The 17,007-nt window shown below is 68.5% G+C and carries 15 protein-coding genes; 11 read left to right on the plus strand and 4 right to left on the minus strand.

The genetic code is table 11. From position 1 onward, the window contains the following. Nucleotides 1-47: 47 nt before the first annotated feature. The gene (locus JQX13_RS36730) at nucleotides 48-824 is read left to right on the plus strand and encodes an SDR family NAD(P)-dependent oxidoreductase (protein WP_203404090.1); all 777 of its coding nucleotides are present in this window, start codon (nucleotides 48-50) and stop codon (nucleotides 822-824) included. A gap of 4 nt (nucleotides 825-828) precedes the next feature. On the opposite strand, the gene JQX13_RS36735 is transcribed toward JQX13_RS36730, so the two are convergent. The 3 genes from JQX13_RS36735 to JQX13_RS36745 are packed head-to-tail and all read right to left on the minus strand — an operon-like array spanning nucleotide 829 to nucleotide 4,535. Beyond that, nucleotides 829-1,062, minus strand: a complete 234-nt coding sequence (locus tag JQX13_RS36735; RefSeq protein ID WP_203404091.1) for a hypothetical protein — start codon at nucleotides 1,060-1,062, stop codon at nucleotides 829-831. 18 nt (nucleotides 1,063-1,080) lie between these two features. Next, nucleotides 1,081-2,349 (minus strand): TCR/Tet family MFS transporter, encoded by a 1,269-nt coding sequence (locus tag JQX13_RS36740; RefSeq protein WP_203404092.1) that lies wholly within the window; start codon nucleotides 2,347-2,349, stop codon nucleotides 1,081-1,083. Nucleotides 2,350-2,399: 50 nt separating this feature from the next. Then, the gene (locus tag JQX13_RS36745; RefSeq protein ID WP_203404093.1) at nucleotides 2,400-4,535 is read right to left on the minus strand and encodes a hypothetical protein; all 2,136 of its coding nucleotides are present in this window, start codon (nucleotides 4,533-4,535) and stop codon (nucleotides 2,400-2,402) included. A gap of 190 nt (nucleotides 4,536-4,725) precedes the next feature. Between JQX13_RS36745 and JQX13_RS36750 the strand changes: the two genes are divergently transcribed. The 10 genes from JQX13_RS36750 (at nucleotide 4,726) to JQX13_RS36795 (ending at nucleotide 16,684) form a co-directional block, all read left to right on the plus strand. After that, nucleotides 4,726-6,591, plus strand: coding sequence for an SUMF1/EgtB/PvdO family nonheme iron enzyme (locus tag JQX13_RS36750; RefSeq protein ID WP_203404094.1), 1,866 nt, complete (start codon nucleotides 4,726-4,728; stop codon nucleotides 6,589-6,591). Further along, entirely contained in the window at nucleotides 6,588-8,636 is a 2,049-nt protein-coding gene (locus JQX13_RS36755; RefSeq protein WP_203404095.1) for a M14 family metallopeptidase, read from the plus strand. Before JQX13_RS36750 ends, JQX13_RS36755 begins: the two co-directional genes overlap by 4 nt. 94 nt (nucleotides 8,637-8,730) lie before the next feature. Beyond that, nucleotides 8,731-9,114 (plus strand): hypothetical protein, encoded by a 384-nt coding sequence (locus tag JQX13_RS36760; protein ID WP_203404096.1) that lies wholly within the window; start codon nucleotides 8,731-8,733, stop codon nucleotides 9,112-9,114. A gap of 107 nt (nucleotides 9,115-9,221) precedes the next feature. Continuing rightward, nucleotides 9,222-9,629 (plus strand): heavy metal-binding domain-containing protein, encoded by a 408-nt coding sequence (locus JQX13_RS36765; RefSeq protein ID WP_203404097.1) that lies wholly within the window; start codon nucleotides 9,222-9,224, stop codon nucleotides 9,627-9,629. After that, nucleotides 9,626-10,996, plus strand: a complete 1,371-nt coding sequence (locus JQX13_RS36770; RefSeq protein ID WP_203404098.1) for a TolC family protein — start codon at nucleotides 9,626-9,628, stop codon at nucleotides 10,994-10,996. The genes JQX13_RS36765 and JQX13_RS36770 overlap by 4 nt, the downstream gene beginning before the upstream one ends. Then, a complete protein-coding gene (locus JQX13_RS36775; protein ID WP_239014075.1) occupies nucleotides 10,993-12,342 on the plus strand; it encodes a multicopper oxidase family protein in 1,350 nt (449 codons plus the stop codon). The genes JQX13_RS36770 and JQX13_RS36775 overlap by 4 nt, the downstream gene beginning before the upstream one ends. A gap of 415 nt (nucleotides 12,343-12,757) precedes the next feature. Then, nucleotides 12,758-13,996, plus strand: coding sequence for a GAF domain-containing sensor histidine kinase (locus tag JQX13_RS36780; RefSeq protein ID WP_239014076.1), 1,239 nt, complete (start codon nucleotides 12,758-12,760; stop codon nucleotides 13,994-13,996). 121 nt (nucleotides 13,997-14,117) lie between these two features. Then, nucleotides 14,118-14,909: a class I SAM-dependent methyltransferase gene (locus JQX13_RS36785; protein WP_203404100.1), complete on the plus strand. Its 792-nt coding sequence runs from the start codon at nucleotides 14,118-14,120 to the stop codon at nucleotides 14,907-14,909. Nucleotides 14,910-14,928: 19 nt separating this feature from the next. After that, a complete protein-coding gene (locus JQX13_RS36790) occupies nucleotides 14,929-15,738 on the plus strand; it encodes a GNAT family N-acetyltransferase (protein ID WP_203404101.1) in 810 nt (269 codons plus the stop codon). A 109-nt stretch (nucleotides 15,739-15,847) separates the two neighbouring features. Beyond that, nucleotides 15,848-16,684: an SGNH/GDSL hydrolase family protein gene (locus JQX13_RS36795; protein ID WP_239014077.1), complete on the plus strand. Its 837-nt coding sequence runs from the start codon at nucleotides 15,848-15,850 to the stop codon at nucleotides 16,682-16,684. Nucleotides 16,685-16,718: 34 nt separating this feature from the next. Here the strand turns inward: JQX13_RS36795 and JQX13_RS36800 are convergent, their stop codons facing one another. After that, nucleotides 16,719-16,946, minus strand: a complete 228-nt coding sequence (locus tag JQX13_RS36800) for a hypothetical protein (protein WP_203404103.1) — start codon at nucleotides 16,944-16,946, stop codon at nucleotides 16,719-16,721. Nucleotides 16,947-17,007 lie beyond the last annotated feature (61 nt).

The following is a 17,007-nucleotide window of genomic DNA, read 5'->3' on the forward strand; positions in this document are numbered from 1 at the left end:
CCCGCGGAGGTCCGTGTACCCCCTCTGCGAACGAGGAACCCAGAAACATGGATACGGAGCTGCGAGGAAAAGGCGTCCTCGTCACGGGAGGCGCGGGTGGGATCGGGAGCGCGATCGTCCGAGCCTTCGCGGAAGAGGGCGCGAAGGTCGCGGTGCACTACAACCGGAGCGCCGACAACGCGGAGGCCCTGGCGAGGGAGCTGGGCGGAGCGGCGCTGAAGGCGGACCTGACGTCCGAGTCCGACGTGGACGCACTGGTCCCCGCGGCGGTGAAGGCGCTGGGGCGGCTGGACGTGCTGGTGGCGAACGCGGGCGTGTGGCCGCCGCCGGACGAGGGCGTGTGGCAGATGTCGCTGGAGCGGTGGCGCCGGACGCTGGCGGAGAACCTGGACAGCGTGTTCCTGAGCTGCCGCGCCTTCCTGCGCCACGTGGAGACGACAGGGACGGGCAACATCATCCTCATCGCGTCCACGGCGGGGCTGTTCGGCGAGGCGGGGCACTCGGACTACGCGGCGGCGAAGGGCGCGCTGGCGAGCGGGTTCCTCAAGAGCCTGAAGAACGAGATCACACGGATCGCGCCGCTGGGCCGGGTGAACACGGTGTGCCCGGGGTGGACGGCGGTGGAGCGCCACAAGGACAAGCTGGACAACCTGGCGTTCATCAACCGGGTGACGCGGACGATGCCGCTGCGCAAGGTGGGACGCCCCGAGGACGTGGCGCGGGTGGTGGTGACGCTGGCGTCGGACCGCATCTCCGGCCACGTGACGGGCGAGGTCATCACCGTGGCCGGCGGCATGGAAGGCCGCGTGCTGCACGAGGTCTGAGGCGTCAGCCCTCGGAGCGGGGGCGCCGGCCGATCAACTCCAGCGCGCGCAGGGCCGCATCCCCCAGCGTCTGCTGACACGGGAAGCAGCCCTCGCCGCAGCAGGCCGGCCACTCCGAGGAAGGCGTCCGAAGCATCTGGCTCACCGCCGACCGATAGGCGAGTGGCAGGCCCACTTCCACACAGGCCTGCTGCACCGCCTCCTTCACGGCCGGGTCATTCACATCCACGTCATCCATGCTCGGCTCGTGAGGTTGTCAGGCGGTGGGGGTGGTGGTGACGAGCGGAGCGGCCTCGCGGCGCGAGCGGGTGGCTCGCCCGGCCAGCCCCATGGCGAGGATCAGCAGCCCCGCGGCCAGCAGGAAGGGGGCGCCGGGCAGGTTCCAGTCGAGCCGCGGACCGATGAAGTACGCGAGCGTCTGCGTGAAGAGCCCGGGGCCGATCATCCCCGCGATACCCATGAGGCTCGAGAGCGCGCCCTGGAGCTGGCCCTGCTCCGACGCGCTGATGCGGCTCGACATCAGCCCCTGCGACGAGGGCCCGAAGAGCCCCCACAGCGACATCACCGGCACTCCGAGCCAGAACAGCGTGCTGGTCGGCGCCAGGCCGTAGATGACGAAGCCGGCCATGCCGAACGTGAGCCCCATCAGGAGCGTGCGCCGCTCGCCCAGGCGCTTGACGAGCGGCCGCACCAGGCCGCCCTGGACGATCAGCGAGCAGAAGCCCACGCCCGCCATGGTGAGCCCGACGGTGCGCTCGCTCCAGCCGAAGCGGTAGCTCCCATACAGGACGAACACGCTGGGCAGCGCGATATGGGAGAGGTTGTAGAGGAAGTGGACGCTCGCGAGCCCGAGCACCTCGGGGTTGGAGCGCAACAGGCGCAGCGCGCCCACCGGGTTGGCGCGCTTCCAGCTGAAGCCCTTGCGCCGCTCGGGGGGCAGGGACTCCGGCAGGACGAACAGGCCATACATCGCGTTCGCCAGGCTCAGGGCCGCCGACACCCAGAAGGGCATGCGTGGATCCGTGTCGCCCAGGACGCCGCCGAGCGCGGGCCCCAGCACGAAGCCCACGCCGAACGCGGCGCCGATCATCCCGAAGCTGGCGGCGCGCTTCTCCGGCGGCGTCACGTCCGCGATGTAGGCGCTGGCCGTGCTGATGCTCGCCGAGGTGATGCCCGAGATGACGCGGCCCAGGAACAGCCAGTTCAGCGTCGGCGCCAGCGCCATGAGGATGTAGTCGAGCCCCAGCCCGAAGTTCGACAGGAGGATGACCGGCCGGCGGCCGAACCGGTCGGAGAGCGCGCCGAGCACCGGCGAGAAGACGAACTGCATCAGCGCCCAGACCGTGGAGAACAACCCGAAGACCTCGGCCGCCCGCGCGGTGTCACCGTTCAGGAATCCGACGACGATCCTCGGCAGGACGGGGATGATCATCCCCATGGCCAGGATGTCGAGCAGGACGGTCACGAAGATGAAGACCAGCGCGGCACGGCGCGGGGTCACGGGGGCATTCGGTTCAGCGGTCATGGGCGCCGACGTCCTAGCACCTTCCAGGGGCCGGCGTGGAGATCCCGGGGTCAGTACGTCTCCGTGGAGCAACGGACATAGGTCTGCTTGGGGGCGCAGGTGGCGTTCTTCACCAGGGTCCAATTGGCCTGGGTCCAGATGGTCTGGGCCCAATCGGCGATCGTGTTGATCAGCGCGGGGTCCACGCCGTGGTATTTGAACTGCGGGAGCAGGAACCAGATGCGGTTGCCGAGAGTGCTGTCATAGAAGCCGTTGAGGGTCTCCGTCGTGCTCGCGCCGCCGCCGTTCAACCACTCCTCCCTGGAGTACTGGCGCGTCTTGTCCCACCAGGTGGACAGCAGGGCCTCCAGGATGGCCTTGCGCTCCTGGGCGGTGATATCGGACCAGCCCGGCATGTAATCGGGCATCACCATGCGGCTCAGGTCGGACGTGAACCGCGGACTCCACCCGGCCGATCCCGCCGCGTTGAGCCTGAGCGCGTTGTTCGAGATCTGCATGCTCTTCACCATCCAGAGGGTGAGCAACCCATTGCCGGATGGGGAGCCGGTGGCCGCTCGCTGTAGGTCCTTGAGGAAGCCAAAGGAGTAGCCCCAGTCGATCGGCCGTTGGGCACTGCGCTCCAGCCCTTCCGAATGGTTGCCATTGTAGAGGACGAGGGAGAGGTGGTACCACGCCATCGAGAAATAGGTGAACATCAACGGACTGTTGTCATTGATGCCCGTGTTGTTCCTGGGCAGCTTGAGCAGGTGCGGAGAGGTGTCGAAGCTGTAGTTCTTCATCCAGGCGCGTGTCTCGCGCGAGTCGGGGAACAGCTGGCGGTGATGTCCCTCGAGACCGAACTCCTGCATGAGCTCCCACGTCTTCACCATGTGCCAGAGCGCGGTGGAGTAGATCTTCCGCGAGTATGCGGTATCCAGGCCGGTGGTGGCGTTCGGGAACCTCGGCAGGAGGAACTCGTAGACGTACACGTTCCAGAGCGTGTGGGGGTGGTAGAGCTCGGTCCTGTAATGGGTGTAGCCCCCCGCCCGTACCTTCGCGGCCTGCTCCCGCAGGGGGGCGCTGGTGCCCGTCGCGGTGCCCTCACCGGCATATGCCTTGTTGAGCTTGTCATTGACGAAGGCGTCACCCCAGGCGTCCTTGGGGTGGATGCTCGGCAGCCAGTGGTTCCAGTCGGGCAGCTGGAGGGTGATGGGCATCTCGCGGGCGCTGAGATTCCCCGTCGTGGCGATGGCCGCCTTCGTGATTCCCGCCGGGAAGATGGATTTGAGGATGTCGCGATCCTTCTCCAGGACCGCGTCGATTCCGGCTCCCGCGGACCATTGCTCGACGGGCTTGGAGTCCAGTCCCGGCCCGGGCTGGTACGGCGGGTTCCACGGCCGCCCCGGGGCCGGCACGCCCGGCAGGCTCCGGATGTATGAGGCGATCTTGTTGCCTTCCGCCTCGGTCAATCCGTGGAACTTCGAGCGCTCGATGATGGCGAGGTTCGAGTAATTGAAATACTTCAGGTCCCGCCCGTCCTGGGTATGGCAGTCCATGCACCGGGCGCGCAGGGGCGTGGAATCCTTGTAGGAGCGCACCAGCTGCCGTGTGCGCCAGAGCTTCTCGCCCTCGGCGATGGAGGCGGCATCGGTGAGCGGTGCCTTCCAGTTGGCCGGATTGTCTTCCTGGAAGGAGGAGTCAGGCAGAACGCGGGTCCCATCGGCCCGTAGCAGGTTGAGCTTCAGCACCCGATAGCCGATGGTGCGCCCGTCCGTGGTGTTGAACCGGAAGGTGAGCTGGTTCGAGCCCGCGACGAGCGCTCCGGTGGGCACGCTCAGGTTCAGCTTCAGCGTCGCGAAGGCTCCGCCAATGCCTCCGTAATTCTTGCCAGACCCCTCCACCGTCACCGTGGTGTTGTTCAGGTTCACCCAGGCGCCGTTGTTGAAACGGATGCTGGCCTTGTCCGCGTAGCTCAGGTTGTGGGCCTGCATCCAGAGCCGCAGCGGCTTCTGGGCGTCCTGCGCGGTCAGGTCGAAGGTCACGGTTTGCGTCAATCCCTCGCGGCCGATGACCTCGATGGGCAGACGAATGGGCGAGGCGAGCTCCTGCCCCGCGTCCTCTCGGGAGTCGCCCAGCACCTGCTCGGGCGGGATTTCCGTCCACTCCGATTCTTCGGGGGCCCCGAGGCAACCCGTGAGGACCAACATGAGTCCCACCGCGAGGCGGGAGACGAGGGAAATGGGGATTTGTTGGATTGTCGACATTGCTTTGGGGCGAAATATTCACGCCTCGCACCACGGCTGAAAAGCAGGCCGCAGGGTGAGCGCTTCCCTGTCAGCGCGGACTCCAGGCGATGTTCCTCATGGCCCGAGGAGGCCCGGGGTAGCATCCTCCGCGATGGGATTCGCAAAGCTGCTTCTGCTGTGGCTGGTGACGGCGGTGCCGTGTGAGAACACGCCGCCCCCCGGGATGGTGTGCATCGAGGGCGGAGACGCCATCGTGGGCGCCGACGAGCGCACTCCCGCCGAGCGACCGCGGCACGAGGTGTTCGTCGAGACGTTCTACCTGGACGCGAAGGAGGTCACGGTCCGCGACTACAGCCGCTGCGAGCGCGCGGGCGCGTGCCCCCGGTTGCCGCGCCCGTCGTACTACGCGCGCTTCCAACGCCCCGAGCTTCCGGCCGTTCCGATCACCTGGGACATGGCGCAGCAGTACTGCGCGTTCGCCGGCAAGCGATTGCCCACCGAGGCCGAGTGGGAGAAGGCCGCGCGGGGACCCGAGGGACGGACCTTCCCGTGGGGCGAGGAGCCTCCGTCGTGCGAGAAGGCCAACTACAAGGGCTGCCCGGGAAACACGACGCTGCCGCCCGGCAGTTTCCCGCCCGGCCCCCATGGCATCTACGACCTCGCGGGGAACGGCTACGAGTGGGTGAAGGACTGGTGGACCCCCTGCTACCTGGGCTGTGACAAGGCGTGTGGAGAGGCCTGCCTTCGCGCGAACCCGCGTGGGCCGTGCGACGGGGCTCGCCCGTGCAAGGGTTACACCCAGCGTGTGCTCAAGGGGGGCTCGTGGTACTGGCCCGAGGACATGCTGCGCGGCTCCTGGCGGCGCGGTCAGAACCCCACGAGCGGGCTCCACCGGCTGAGCTTCCGCTGCGCGTCGTCGACGACCCGGCTGTCCGCCTGGCCGCCCCGGTTCCTCACCGAGCCCCCGGCCCGGCCCGCGGATCCCGCTCCACCGAGCGAGGAGGAGCGTGCGAAGGCGCTCGCGGTCGTCGAGGACACCGACATCTTCCAGATTCCCCTGTGCGGACGCACGGGCAGGGCGCGCGTCGATTGCCGCGACCCGATGAGCTACATCAAGTCGAACGAGGCGCTCCAATACCTCTTCGGTGACGCCATCAAGAACGTGGGGGGTGGCTACGTCGGGCTCGGTGCCGATCAGGGCTACTCGTTCATCGCGCACGCCCGGAGTCAGTGGGCGTGGCTCTTCGACTACGACCCGACGGTGGTCCGGCTCCACCACGTGCTACGGGCCGTGGTGAAGCGCGCGGCGACCCGCGAGGACTTCGTCGCGGCCTTCAGCGACAAGCGCGCGGCGGCGACGCGTGCCGCCATCGAGGAGGAGTGGTCAACGCTGCCGAAGGAAGAGCGTGCCGCCATCCAGGGGGTGTTCGAGCGCGCGCGGCGTTCGCTGTGGGCCAACTATACGCGCCAGTTGCGGCCCGCTCGCTGGACGGAGGGGTTCGGTTGGCTCCAGACCGACGAGAACTACCGCTACGTTCGTCTGCTCTTCGAACAGGGGCGCATCATCGCCCTCAAGGGCAACATGCTCACGGACAAGGCGCTGCCGTCCATCGCTCGCGCCGCGCGCTCCCTGGGCGTGCCAATCCGTGTCTACTACCCGTCGAATGCCGAGGAGCAGTGGAAGCTGCTGCCTCCTCAGTACCGGGAGAACGTGCGACAACTGCCGTTCGACGAGCGCAGCGTGATCTTGCGAACCTTGATTACCCACCGGTTCCACAAGTCGGACTCCCGTTGGCACTACATCATCCACGGTGGACTGCATGCCCAGGAGCACCTGGCGCTCCCGGGGTACACGAACGTCTGGAGCTTCATGGAGGATCGCCAGCAGGTGGGGGCGTTCCTCTCTTCCACCATCGTTGCCTCGGGCACGGACGGGGCTCCTCCCAAGAAGGATCGCTACCTCGACTTCCTGAGCTACATCGGCATGCCCTCGGGGCATACGGAGCCCACGCGGTGAGATTCCCGGGAGCGCTCATCCTCGCCCTCCTGCTCGTCGCGGGCAGCGCGCGGGGGGAGGGCTATCCCATTCCTCGCGGAGAGCACCCGGTCGCGTGGAAGGAGGAAGGGTCCGTCGGAGAGTGGCGGATCGAGGAGGAGGCGCTCGCACTCGGCAAGCCGCGCGCGACCCGCAACTTCTTCGTCCAGGAGCAGGCGGTCGCGTCCCCGGTGCCCTTCGTGCGCGCGCGGATCCAGAACTCCGCTCGCGCCGATCTGGCGATCCTGTTCCGCGCGAAGGTTCGCGCGACCGAGCCCCTGTTCTCGCTCACGGGTTATGGCTTCTACCTGGATGCGCGCAGCGAGACGCTCGGGTTCGTGCGCTACGACGGGACGCGCCCCGACGACAGCGGCGTGCGTTCCAAGGTGCGCGGGCTCGCGAAGGTGGGGGAGCTCGAGATCGTGCTCTTCCTCGCCGGGCCCGCCTTCGCCGCCCATGTGTACGACGCCCGCACCAAGGCGGAGCTCGCGAGCCTCGTCTGGTCCGACCCGGCGTTCTCCGAGGGCTCGCTCGGGGTGTACGCGAACAAGAGCCAGCCTCCCGAGGTGAAGGTCTCCCTGTTCGTGCCGGACCCACCACCCCAGGAGGCCTCGGCGCGTGATGGTCTCCCGTCCGGGTGGCTCGTGCGCGTCGAGCGGGGCCTGCGGTTCGCTCCGGAGCTGCGCCGCCATCTGCGCCGCGCCGCACGCGAGCCGGACTCCGACGTGTACGTGGCCAGCGAGCTCGGCGTGCACCTCCTGCGCACACGCGCCATCCGGACGCGCGATGTGCGGCCCGGTGTTCCATACCGCTTCCAGGACGCCTCCTTCGAGGAGCGCCTCGCGCGTGCACGCAAGGCGCCCGTGCGCGACGCCTTCGTCGAGGGCATCAAGGACCCCGAGCTCATCGAACGTGCGATGCGGGCGCTCGCCGCGCGCGCCCCGGAGCGCACGCGCCTCATCGAGATCGGCCGCACGCACGAGGACCGGCCGATTCTCGCGCTGCTCATTGGCGAGTCGCTCGATGATCGCTCACGCCCGGCGGTGCTGCTGTGCGGCGGTACCCATGCGAACGAGGTGGTCACTCCCGAGCCGCCGCTCGACGCCGCGCGCTGGCTGTTGGAGAACCCGGGAGATCCGCGCGCCGCACGCTGGTTGCGCACGTTCCACTTCGTGATCGTCCCGCTCATCAACCCCGACGGCAGCCAGGGGTACTGGCACGAGTCCACCGAGCGCGGGCGCACCAACCGGCGGCGGGACGCGCAGGCGGTCGAGCTGGGTCTCCGCGAGTACGGAGTCGACCTCAACCGCAACTATCCCTTCAGGTGGAAGAACATCGAGGATCGCTTCAACAGCGATGATCCGCGCTCGCGGTTCTTCCGAGGACCGTCCGCGGGCTCGGAGCCCGAGGTACAGGCGATGATGCGGCTGGGCGAGGCGTGGCGCTTCGTCGCGATGGTGTCGTACCACGCGGCCGCGAGCCGCGTGCTCGTGCCGTACACCGTCGAGGGGGCTCGTGAGCCGAAGCCCTCGGCCGCGTGGGCGGTGGCGCCCGCCATGATCGACGCGGTCCACCGGCTCCCCGACGGCAAGCGCTACGAGGCCGTGAGCCGCCTCTATCCGGTGGGGGGAACGGATCAGGATTGGTTCTATTGGAGCTTCGGGACGCTCGCGTATCTGGTGGAGCTGCCGTTCTCGGCCCCGAGTGCGCGCCGGCCGCTCGCGCCGATGCTCGAGGGCGCACGGACCCTCTGGCAGGTCCTGGTCGATCGATTCCTCGAGGGTCCGTCGCTCACGGTCCGGGTGCCCGAGGCGTTCCGGGCGGAAGGGCCCGTCACCGTGGCCATCGACGAGATCGCCTGGCCCAATGGGGAGCGCTTCTCCTCGCACCCGGAGTCCGGCGTGTTCCACACCTACCTCCCAGCAGTCGGGCGCTACACGGTGCGCGCCACGAGTTCGTCTGGGAGGACGGTGTCGCGCACCGTCGAGGTGGGCGCGGGCCACGAGGTCGTCGCGCTCGAGCCGTGAGCAGGCTTCCGCATCATGGGCTGTAAGAGTTCTTGGTCCGCCGCGTCTTCGTGGGTGCTTGCGGAGTGTCCAACGGAAAGGTAGTTCTCAGGCCGTGATAATCCGGCTCGTCGCCATCGGCTTCGCCCTGCTGCTGTCGATGCAGGCCGCCGCCCTCCCGGGCGGGACGATGCGGGTGTGCCGGTACACCGGTCAGCGGGTTGCCCCGTGCGCCTCCTGTCCCGGGAAGAAGCCCGTCGAGGAGAATCGGGTCCTTCCCCTGGGCTGCTGCGAGCTCCAGCAGGGCCATCGGGTGGACGTGGACGGTGCGGTCGCCGCGCTCGACTGGACGCCGCGGTTCCACGTGGTCGCGTTGCCGGCCGTGGCCTCCTGGCAGCCGCCAGAGCCTCCCTCCGAGCCGGTGCTCCGGGTCCGCTCCGGGCATGATCCGCCCCCTCGGGCGCGGCTGTTCCTCTCGTTGCGACAGCTCCTCATTTGAGCCGGCTTTCCCCGCCGCCGTGACTGGAGGTGGCCTCGTGCCGCTCCAGGACGGGTGGCGTGTGTCCTCTGGCCGTTGCTCGAAAACCCTTTCCTCAGGTTCATACGATGTCTCTCTCGACGAAGCTCGTGGCCGGAGCCCTGGCTCTTGGCCTGTCCGCTTGTGCCTTCGGTGCCGCGGAGCGTGTCCCTTCTCTGTCCGATCCCTCCAACCCGGAGGCGCCCGAGTCTCCGGTGCGTGGCATGGCCGCCGTGCTGGCCGACAATGCCTCCGCCTTCCCGTCCCATCCGGCTCCATCGGGGGCGGCGAAACATTCGGAACACTCACACGCCGGTGGTGCGGACGCGGGCACTCCCGCCGCCACCGGCTACGTGTGCCCGATGCATCCAGAGGTCACCTCGCCCGAGCCGGGGCGCTGCCCGAAGTGCGGAATGAAGCTCGTTCCCCAGAAGCCCGCGGAGTCCAAGCCCTCGGGTGGGCATGAACACTCCCACGGACACGAGGGCCACCGATGAGCCGCCTGCTGCCCATGGTGGCCTTGTCCCTGTTCGCCGCCGGGTGCGCGACGCTGTCGCCCGAGCGCGGGCACGCGGAGCTCGGTGCCCTGGTCCGGGAGCGCGTGTCGGTTCCGACCGGTTGGGAGAAGGGTTCGCCCCCCGCCGAGGAGGTTCGCACCCATGTCCTGGAGTTGCTCCGTGACGGGCTCTCGCGCGAGGAGGCGGTGCGCATCGCGTTGGTGAACAACCCGTCCCTGCAGGTCGAGTACGAGGCGCTCGGTGTCTCCCAGGCGGAGATGGTGGAGGCGGGACTGCTGCGCAATCCCACGATTGGCGCGCAGGTCCGCGCTCCCAACGAGCCGGGCCTGGGCCTCGGCATCGAGTTCTCGATCGTGCAGGAGCTGCTCGACCTCTTCATGCTCCCGGCGCGCAAGCGCATCGCCCGGCAGCAATTCGAGACGGACGTGCTGCGTGCCGCCCACGAGGCGCTGAGCGTGGTGGCGGAGACACGCGAGGCCTACACGGCGGCGCAGGCGGCCGAGAGGCTCCTGCGGTACCAGGCGCAGATCGTCGCCGCCGCCGAGGCCGCGGCCACGCTGGCCAGGATGCAGTACGACGCCGGCAACATCTCCGAGTTGGATCTGGGCATCACGCAGACCGCGTGGGAGGAGGCCCGGCTCGCCCTGGCGAGCGAGGAGCTGGAGCTCGTCGAACACCGCGAGCGGTTGAATCGGCTGTTGGGCCTCTGGGGTGAGCACACGGAATGGGCCGTGAGCGAATCCCTCCCCGAGCTTCCGCCCGAGGAGCCAGGACTGGAGCACCTCGAGCGGCTCGCCCTGCGGCGCCGGCTGGACGTCGATGCCGCGCGCAAGGAGGTGGCGCTGATGGATCAGTCGGTCTCGCTGGCGCGCGGCTCCCGGTTCATCGGGACCGTGGAGGTGGGGGTGAGCACGGAGCGCGAGCCGGATGGACTGCGGTTCACCGGGCCGAGCCTCGTGCTGGAGCTGCCCATCTTCGATCAGCGCCAGGCGCTCATCGGTCGGCTGGAGGCGCAGCGGCGGCAGGCGGAGCGGCGGCTGACGAAGCTGTCCGTGGACGCACGCTCGGAGGTGAGGATGGCGCGGGCGCGGTTGCAGACGGCGCGGCGGCAGGCGGAGCACTACGCGAAGGTGTTGCTGCCCCTGCGCCGGCGTGTCGTCGAGCAGGCACAGCTTCAATACAACGCCATGGTGTTGAGCCCGTTCCAGCTGCTCGAGGCGCGGCGCGATGAAGTGCAGACATACCGGCAGTACGTGGAGACGCTGAGGGATTACTGGAACGCCCGGAACGCGTTGGAGAACGCGGTGGGCGGCCGACTGACGGACGAGAAGGGAGACGCGCGATGAGCACGCGAGACACGAAGGGCTTGAGCCGGCGGCAGATGCTCGTCGCCAGTGGAGTGGGTGTGGCGGGTGGGGCGCTGTTGGCCTCCCGGGAGGTGCGAGCGGAGACGCTCCAGGCGGGCTCGAGGCACCTGCCTCCCGCGCGGCCCGGGCGGGACTACCAGCCGGTGGTGGTGCCCAACGGCTCGAAGCTGCCGTGGAAGGTGGTGAACGGGGTGAAGGTGTTCCACATGGTGGCCGAGGAGGTGGAGCACGAGTTCGCGCCGGGCTTGAAGGCGCTGTGCTGGGGCTACAACGGCCGCGTGCATGGTCCCCTCATCGAAGCGGTGGAGGGGGACCGGGTGCGCTTCTACGTCACCAACCGGTTGCCGGCGCCCACCACGGTGCACTGGCACGGGCTGTTGCTGCCGAGCGGCATGGACGGAGTAGGGGGACTCAACCAGCGGGCCATCAACCCGGGCGAGACGTTCAAGTACGAGTTCACCCTGCGCCAGTCCGGGACGCTGATGTACCACTCGCACCACGACGAGATGACGCAGATCGCCCTGGGCATGACGGGGCTCTTCATCGTGCACCCGCGCCAACCGCGGGGGCCCAGGGTGGACCGTGACTTCGCCCTGATGCTGCACGAGTGGAAGCTGGAGCCCGGGGCCCGGCGGCCGGACCCGAACGCGATGAACGACTTCAACCTGCTCACGCTCAACGGCAAGGCATTCCCGGGGACGGAGCCGCTGGTGGTGAAGACGGGGCAGCGCGTGCGCATCCGGCTGGGGAACCTGAGCCCGATGGATCACCACCCCATCCACCTGCACGGCTACCAGTTCCGCATCACCGAGACGGACGGAGGGGTCATCCCCGAGTCCGCGCGGCAGCCGGAGACCACGGTGCTGGTGCCGGTGGGCAGCACGCGAACGGTCGAGTTCGTCGCGGACGAGCCGGGTGACTGGGCCATGCACTGCCACATGACGCACCACGTGATGAACCAGATGGGGCACGGCATGCCGAACCTCATCGGGGTGAAGCCGGGTGACTTCGACGAGAAGGTGCGCCAGCTGCTGCCGAACTACATGACGATGGGCCAGGCGGGCATGGGGGACATGGAGGAGATGGGCATGCCCGTTCCGGCCAACAGCATTCCCATGGTGGGCGGCCACGGGAGGTACGGCGGCATCACCATGGGAGGCATGTTCACGGTGCTCAAGGTGCGAGACCGGCTCGACAGCTACGCGGACCCGGGCTGGTACGAGAACCCGGCGAACACCCAGGCGCTGGCGGCGGCCGAGGCGGACCTGCTCCGCGACGGCATCGACGTCAATGGCAACCCGGGCGTCACCGACGGAAACGCCTGACCCTCCCCCCGCCTTCCAAGAGAGGGCGGGGGGGCAGCGTGTCCGGGAGCCACTTCCCGAGCAGTTCGATCTTCGCCAACTGCGTGATCGGATCGCCATGGGGCTCGTTGATCCGCAGCCGGTACTGACAGAGCAGGCTGACGGCCTTCAATCCGCGGAGGAACAGCGGGTGTGCGCGTCTCGCGTTTTCTTGAATCACCAGTGCACCACCTTTCGTGGAACTGCCGGGTCGAAAGGCGCGTCATGGTGAGCGTAAAACGCAATCCAAGAATTCGCTGATATTCTATACCCCGAGCAACAGGCCCTGGGAGCCTGCTCGGGAGACGATGCGGCATACGCCTCCATGGATTCTCGTGGACGTGCCTGCCGCCGCGACAGCCGGTTCTTCGGAGCCGGGGAGTACGTTGTTGTTAGGGTGAATCCCACCTTGACCCTTCCGCTCGAGTCCCCCGCGCCCGCCACCCGTGGCCACACCACCGAGCCCCTGGAGGGGGAGGTGGCGGCCGTGGGCCGCATCGAAGCCATCAAGACGGTGCTGCGGGTGCTCTTGCGGACGACGGGTCTGCGCTTGTCGGTGGTTGCGCGCGTCACGGCTGAATCCTGGACGTGCTGCGCGGTGCTGGACGAGATGAACTTCGGGCTCGAGCCCGGCGACACGCTGGAGCTCGCGACCACCTTCTGCAACAACGTCCGCAATTCGGCCGCTCCGCTGCGCATCACCCATGCCAGCGTGGACCCTCGGTTCGCGAGTCATCCGGCGCCCAAGCTCTATGGCGTCGAGAGCTACATCGCCGTGCCATTGTATCGGCGCAATGGGTCGCTCTTCGGCGTGCTTTGCGCGCTCGACGCGAAGCCGGTCGAGCTCGGCGAGCACCTGCTGGAGATCTTCCGCCACCTGGCGGACCTCGTGGGCTACCAGCTCGAGCACGAGGACGAGCTGGGACAGCGTGATGCGCAGTTGATGGGGGCCCGGGAAGCCGCCCAGCTGCGTGAGCAGCTCATTGGTATCGTGAGCCACGACCTGCGCAGCCCCCTCAATGCCATCACCCTGTCGGCCGCGACGCTCATGCGCCGCACGGGCCTGGACGATCGGGCGCGCCGGGGCCTCACCCGCATCCTGGATTCAGCGGACCGCGCCAACCGGCTCATCCGCGACCTGCTGGACTTCACCCAGGTACGCATGGGCAAGGCGCTCCCGATGCAGCGCAAGCCCATGGACCTTCACGCGCTCTCTCAGCAGGTGGTGGATGAGATGCAGCTCGCCGCTCCGGAACGATCCCTCGTCCTGCGATGCGAAGGGGATGGGCGGGGGGACTGGGATGCCGATCGCATCGCGCAGGTGCTCACCAACCTGCTCACCAACGCGTTGAAGTACAGCCCCGCCGACGCGGGCATCCGGATAGAGACCCGCGGCGAGGGGGCGGTGGTGCTTCTTCGCGTGAGCAACGGAGGCGCCCCCATCCCGGCGCACCTGCTGTCCACGCTGTTCGAGCCGCTGACGCGGGGAACGCAGACCGGCGGAGAGCACCGCAGCATCGGCCTGGGGCTCTTCATCGTAGACCAGATCGTCCGGGCCCACTGTGGGACCGTGGAGGTGCACTCCACCCTCGAGGAGGGAACGACCTTCTGCGTCCGCCTCCCACGACGCGCCTGACGCGGTGCTTCCCCGTGCTACATGACGGGAGGGCCCCCTTTTCGCGTGGACCTCGTCAGGAGAGGAGCACGACACCGTGTGTAGGTGCGAAGATGCACCGCCAGAAAGACGAGGGGACGACATGAGGCCTGGAGTCGAGCTGCGGGATTACAACCGCGAGGCGTGGAACCGGCAGGTGGCGCAGGGGGACCGGTGGACGTTGCCGGTGGGGCCCGAGGTGATCGCGGCGGCGCGCCGGGGTGAGTGGAGCGTGGTGCTCACTCCGCACAAGCCCGTACCGCGTGCGTGGTTCGGGGACCTGGTCGGCAGGGACGTGCTGGGCCTGGCGAGCGCGGGAGGCCAACAGGGGCCGGTGCTCGCCGCGGCCGGGGCGCGTGTCACGGTGTTCGACAACTCGCCCGCCCAGCTCGGGCAGGATCGCAAGGTGGCCGAGCGCGAGGGCCTGTCGATCCGTCTGGTCGAGGGGGACATGCGCGATCTCTCGGTCTTCGCGGACGAGAGCTTCGATCTGATCTTCCACCCGTGCTCCAACGGCTTCGTGGACGACGTGCGGCCCGTGTGGCGCGAGGCCTTCCGGGTGTTGCGGCCCGGTGGGGCGCTGCTCTCGGGGTTCGCCCAGCCGGTCATCTACCTGTTCGACCCGGAGCTGGAGACGCAGGGCGTGATGCAGCTCAAGTACCGCATGCCGTACTCGGACCTCACGAGCCTCTCCGACGAGGAGCGCCGCCGCTACACCGACAAGGGCTCGCCCCTGTGTGTCGCGCACTCGCTGGAGGAGCAGATCGGCGGGCAACTCGACGCCGGGTTCCTGCTCGCGGGCTTCTACGAGGACAAACACATCGAAGGAGACCTGCTCTCCGAATACCTGTCGGGATTCTGCGCCACCCGGGCCGTGAAGCCCGCGAAGCGTTGACACCCGAGCACCCCCGCCCATGACAGATCTGCTCGAACGTTTGCAGTCCTATATGCGCCGGAGTGCCGCGGGACGTTACGAGTCCGTTCCGATTCCGCCCTTCACGGCGTTCTTCCTCGGCATCGACCCGCTCGTCTACTTCAACTACGCCATTCCAGACGGCCCCATCTCGGGAGACGTGAGCGAGCCCCTGCGGCGGCTCCGGGCGGCCTTCGAGGAGCGGCGGAGGGTGCCCCGCTTCGAGTACGTCTCCGAGCTGGCACCGGACCTGGAAGGCAAGCTCCTCGTCGCCGGCTTCCGGCGGGAAGCCGAGGCGCGATTGATGGTCTGCACCCGCGAGAGCTTCACCCCCGTGGTGGCGCCGGAGGGGCTCTCGCTGTCGGTCCTCACGTCCGAGGCTTCTCGCGAGGAGGTGCGCGCGTATTGCACCACCTCGCGGCGGGGCTTCGTCCCGGACGAGCCCTACGAGGCCCCCGAGGAGGAGATCTCCAAGACGTTGGAAGACCTGAAGAGGGGCAGGGCGGTGCTGGGGCGCGTGGTGGGACAGCCGGCCGTGGTTGGCACCTACACCGCGCCCTCCGAGGGCATCGCCGAGCTCGGCGGGGTGGCGACGCTCGAGCGCTTTCGCAAGCGGGGACTCGGCACCGCGCTCACGTCCCGGGTGGCCCAGGAGGCCTTCGCGCAGGGCGTGGAGGTGCTGTTCCTGAGCACCCTCACCGAGGAGGCCGGCCGCATCTACGAGCGGGTGGGTTTCCGGTTCGTGACGCGGATGCTCTTCTACGTCGATGCCGCACACCCCGAGGGGGCCTCGTCTCCCGTATCGGGTTGAGGTGGGTTCGCCCGGCCATCCACCAGGCGGGCAGGCGATGGGCCGATTTGTTCTCAGCCGCGCACGGGCGCGGTAGCTTGCGCGCGAGATGGAGAATCACCTCGCTCGTTTGATCCTGTGTCTGGCCGTCCTGTTGTCCACGGGAGCGGTGCGTGCGGCGGCCGGAGAACCGTCCACCGCGACCGCGCCCGCGCTGGCGGGAGCCCAGCGGACCCGGACCGTGCTCCTGCTCGGTGACAGTCTGATCGTCACCAGCTTCGGCGAGTCCCTCGAGAGGTCGCTGAACGAGCACCCCGGGGTCCGCGCCGTGCGGCGGGCGAAGTCCTCCACCGGGCTCGCCCGGCCCGACTTCTTCGACTGGATGAAGGTCGGACGGGAGGAGGTCGAGCGTCATTCCCCCGACGTGGTCGTCGTCATCATGGGGGGGAACGACGGGCAGGGACTCACGGACGAGAACGGCAAGGCGAAGGTTCAATGGGGGGCCTCCGGGTGGGAGGCCGCGTACCGCCAGCGTGTCGAGGACTTCCTGCGTGTCCTCGAGGCTCCCGGCCGGAAGATCCTCTGGGTCGAGTTGCCCATCACCAAACTGCCGAACTTCGAGCGCAAGCTGAGGGTGATTCGCCGCATCCTGCGCGAGGCCGTCTCGGCCCATGAGGCCGCGAAGCATCTCGACACGAAGCCGTTCTTCACCGACGCGCGGGGGGGAGTCCTGAGAGTGGCCCGGGTCGAGGGCTTCCGAAAGCCCATGCCCCTGCGGATGGCCGATGGGGTCCACTTCACGGTGGCGGGAGGCCGGTACTTCGCCAGCCAGGTTCATCCCGCGGTGATCGGATTGCTCGAAGCCGGTGGAGACTCGCGGCCCGCCAGCCCGGATCCGACCGCCTGCCGCCAGTCCAATGCCACGCCGGATGCTTCGATGTCGCCCGTGGCCCTCTGCCCTCCGTGAGGCTGGCGGTAGTGCTCCCCGCATGATGTGGGTCTCAGGCCTGGCCGGGTCCCGAGTCGGTCGGTGAAGGCGCGGGAGCGGGCGCCGGCTTCTTTGGAATCAGCGAGCGGCGCGGGCCCTTGATGGCGTAGTTCAGCAGCATCGCCCCCGGCAGGAGCATGCCCAGCCCCTGGGTGAGGTTGCTCGGAGGATGGACCACCGCGCCAAGGGCCATCGCCGCGAAGAGAAGACCACAGACCAGACGGATGAGGAGGGTGTTCACGGGGGTTCCTTGGGACGGGTCGAACCATGATAACCAGGGGTTTCTTTCGTGCACGTCCGCC

This window comes from Archangium violaceum (genome assembly GCF_016859125.1).
Lineage (GTDB): Bacteria > Myxococcota > Myxococcia > Myxococcales > Myxococcaceae > Archangium > Archangium violaceum_A.

Bases quoted from the DNA above. Each gene is read 5' to 3' on its own strand.
- JQX13_RS36730 (WP_203404090.1), top strand. From the start codon at position 48: ATGGATACGGAGCTGCGAGGAAAAGGCGTCCTCGTCACGGGAGGCGCG.
- JQX13_RS36735 (WP_203404091.1), bottom strand. From the start codon at position 1,062: ATGGATGACGTGGATGTGAATGACCCGGCCGTGAAGGAGGCGGTGCAG.
- JQX13_RS36740 (WP_203404092.1), bottom strand. From the start codon at position 2,349: ATGACCGCTGAACCGAATGCCCCCGTGACCCCGCGCCGTGCCGCGCTG.
- JQX13_RS36745 (WP_203404093.1), bottom strand. From the start codon at position 4,535: ATGTTGGTCCTCACGGGTTGCCTCGGGGCCCCCGAAGAATCGGAGTGG.
- JQX13_RS36750 (WP_203404094.1), top strand. From the start codon at position 4,726: ATGGGATTCGCAAAGCTGCTTCTGCTGTGGCTGGTGACGGCGGTGCCG.
- JQX13_RS36765 (WP_203404097.1), top strand. From the start codon at position 9,222: ATGTCTCTCTCGACGAAGCTCGTGGCCGGAGCCCTGGCTCTTGGCCTG.
- JQX13_RS36770 (WP_203404098.1), top strand. From the start codon at position 9,626: ATGAGCCGCCTGCTGCCCATGGTGGCCTTGTCCCTGTTCGCCGCCGGG.
- JQX13_RS36775 (WP_239014075.1), top strand. From the start codon at position 10,993: ATGAGCACGCGAGACACGAAGGGCTTGAGCCGGCGGCAGATGCTCGTC.
- JQX13_RS36785 (WP_203404100.1), top strand. From the start codon at position 14,118: ATGAGGCCTGGAGTCGAGCTGCGGGATTACAACCGCGAGGCGTGGAAC.
- JQX13_RS36790 (WP_203404101.1), top strand. From the start codon at position 14,929: ATGACAGATCTGCTCGAACGTTTGCAGTCCTATATGCGCCGGAGTGCC.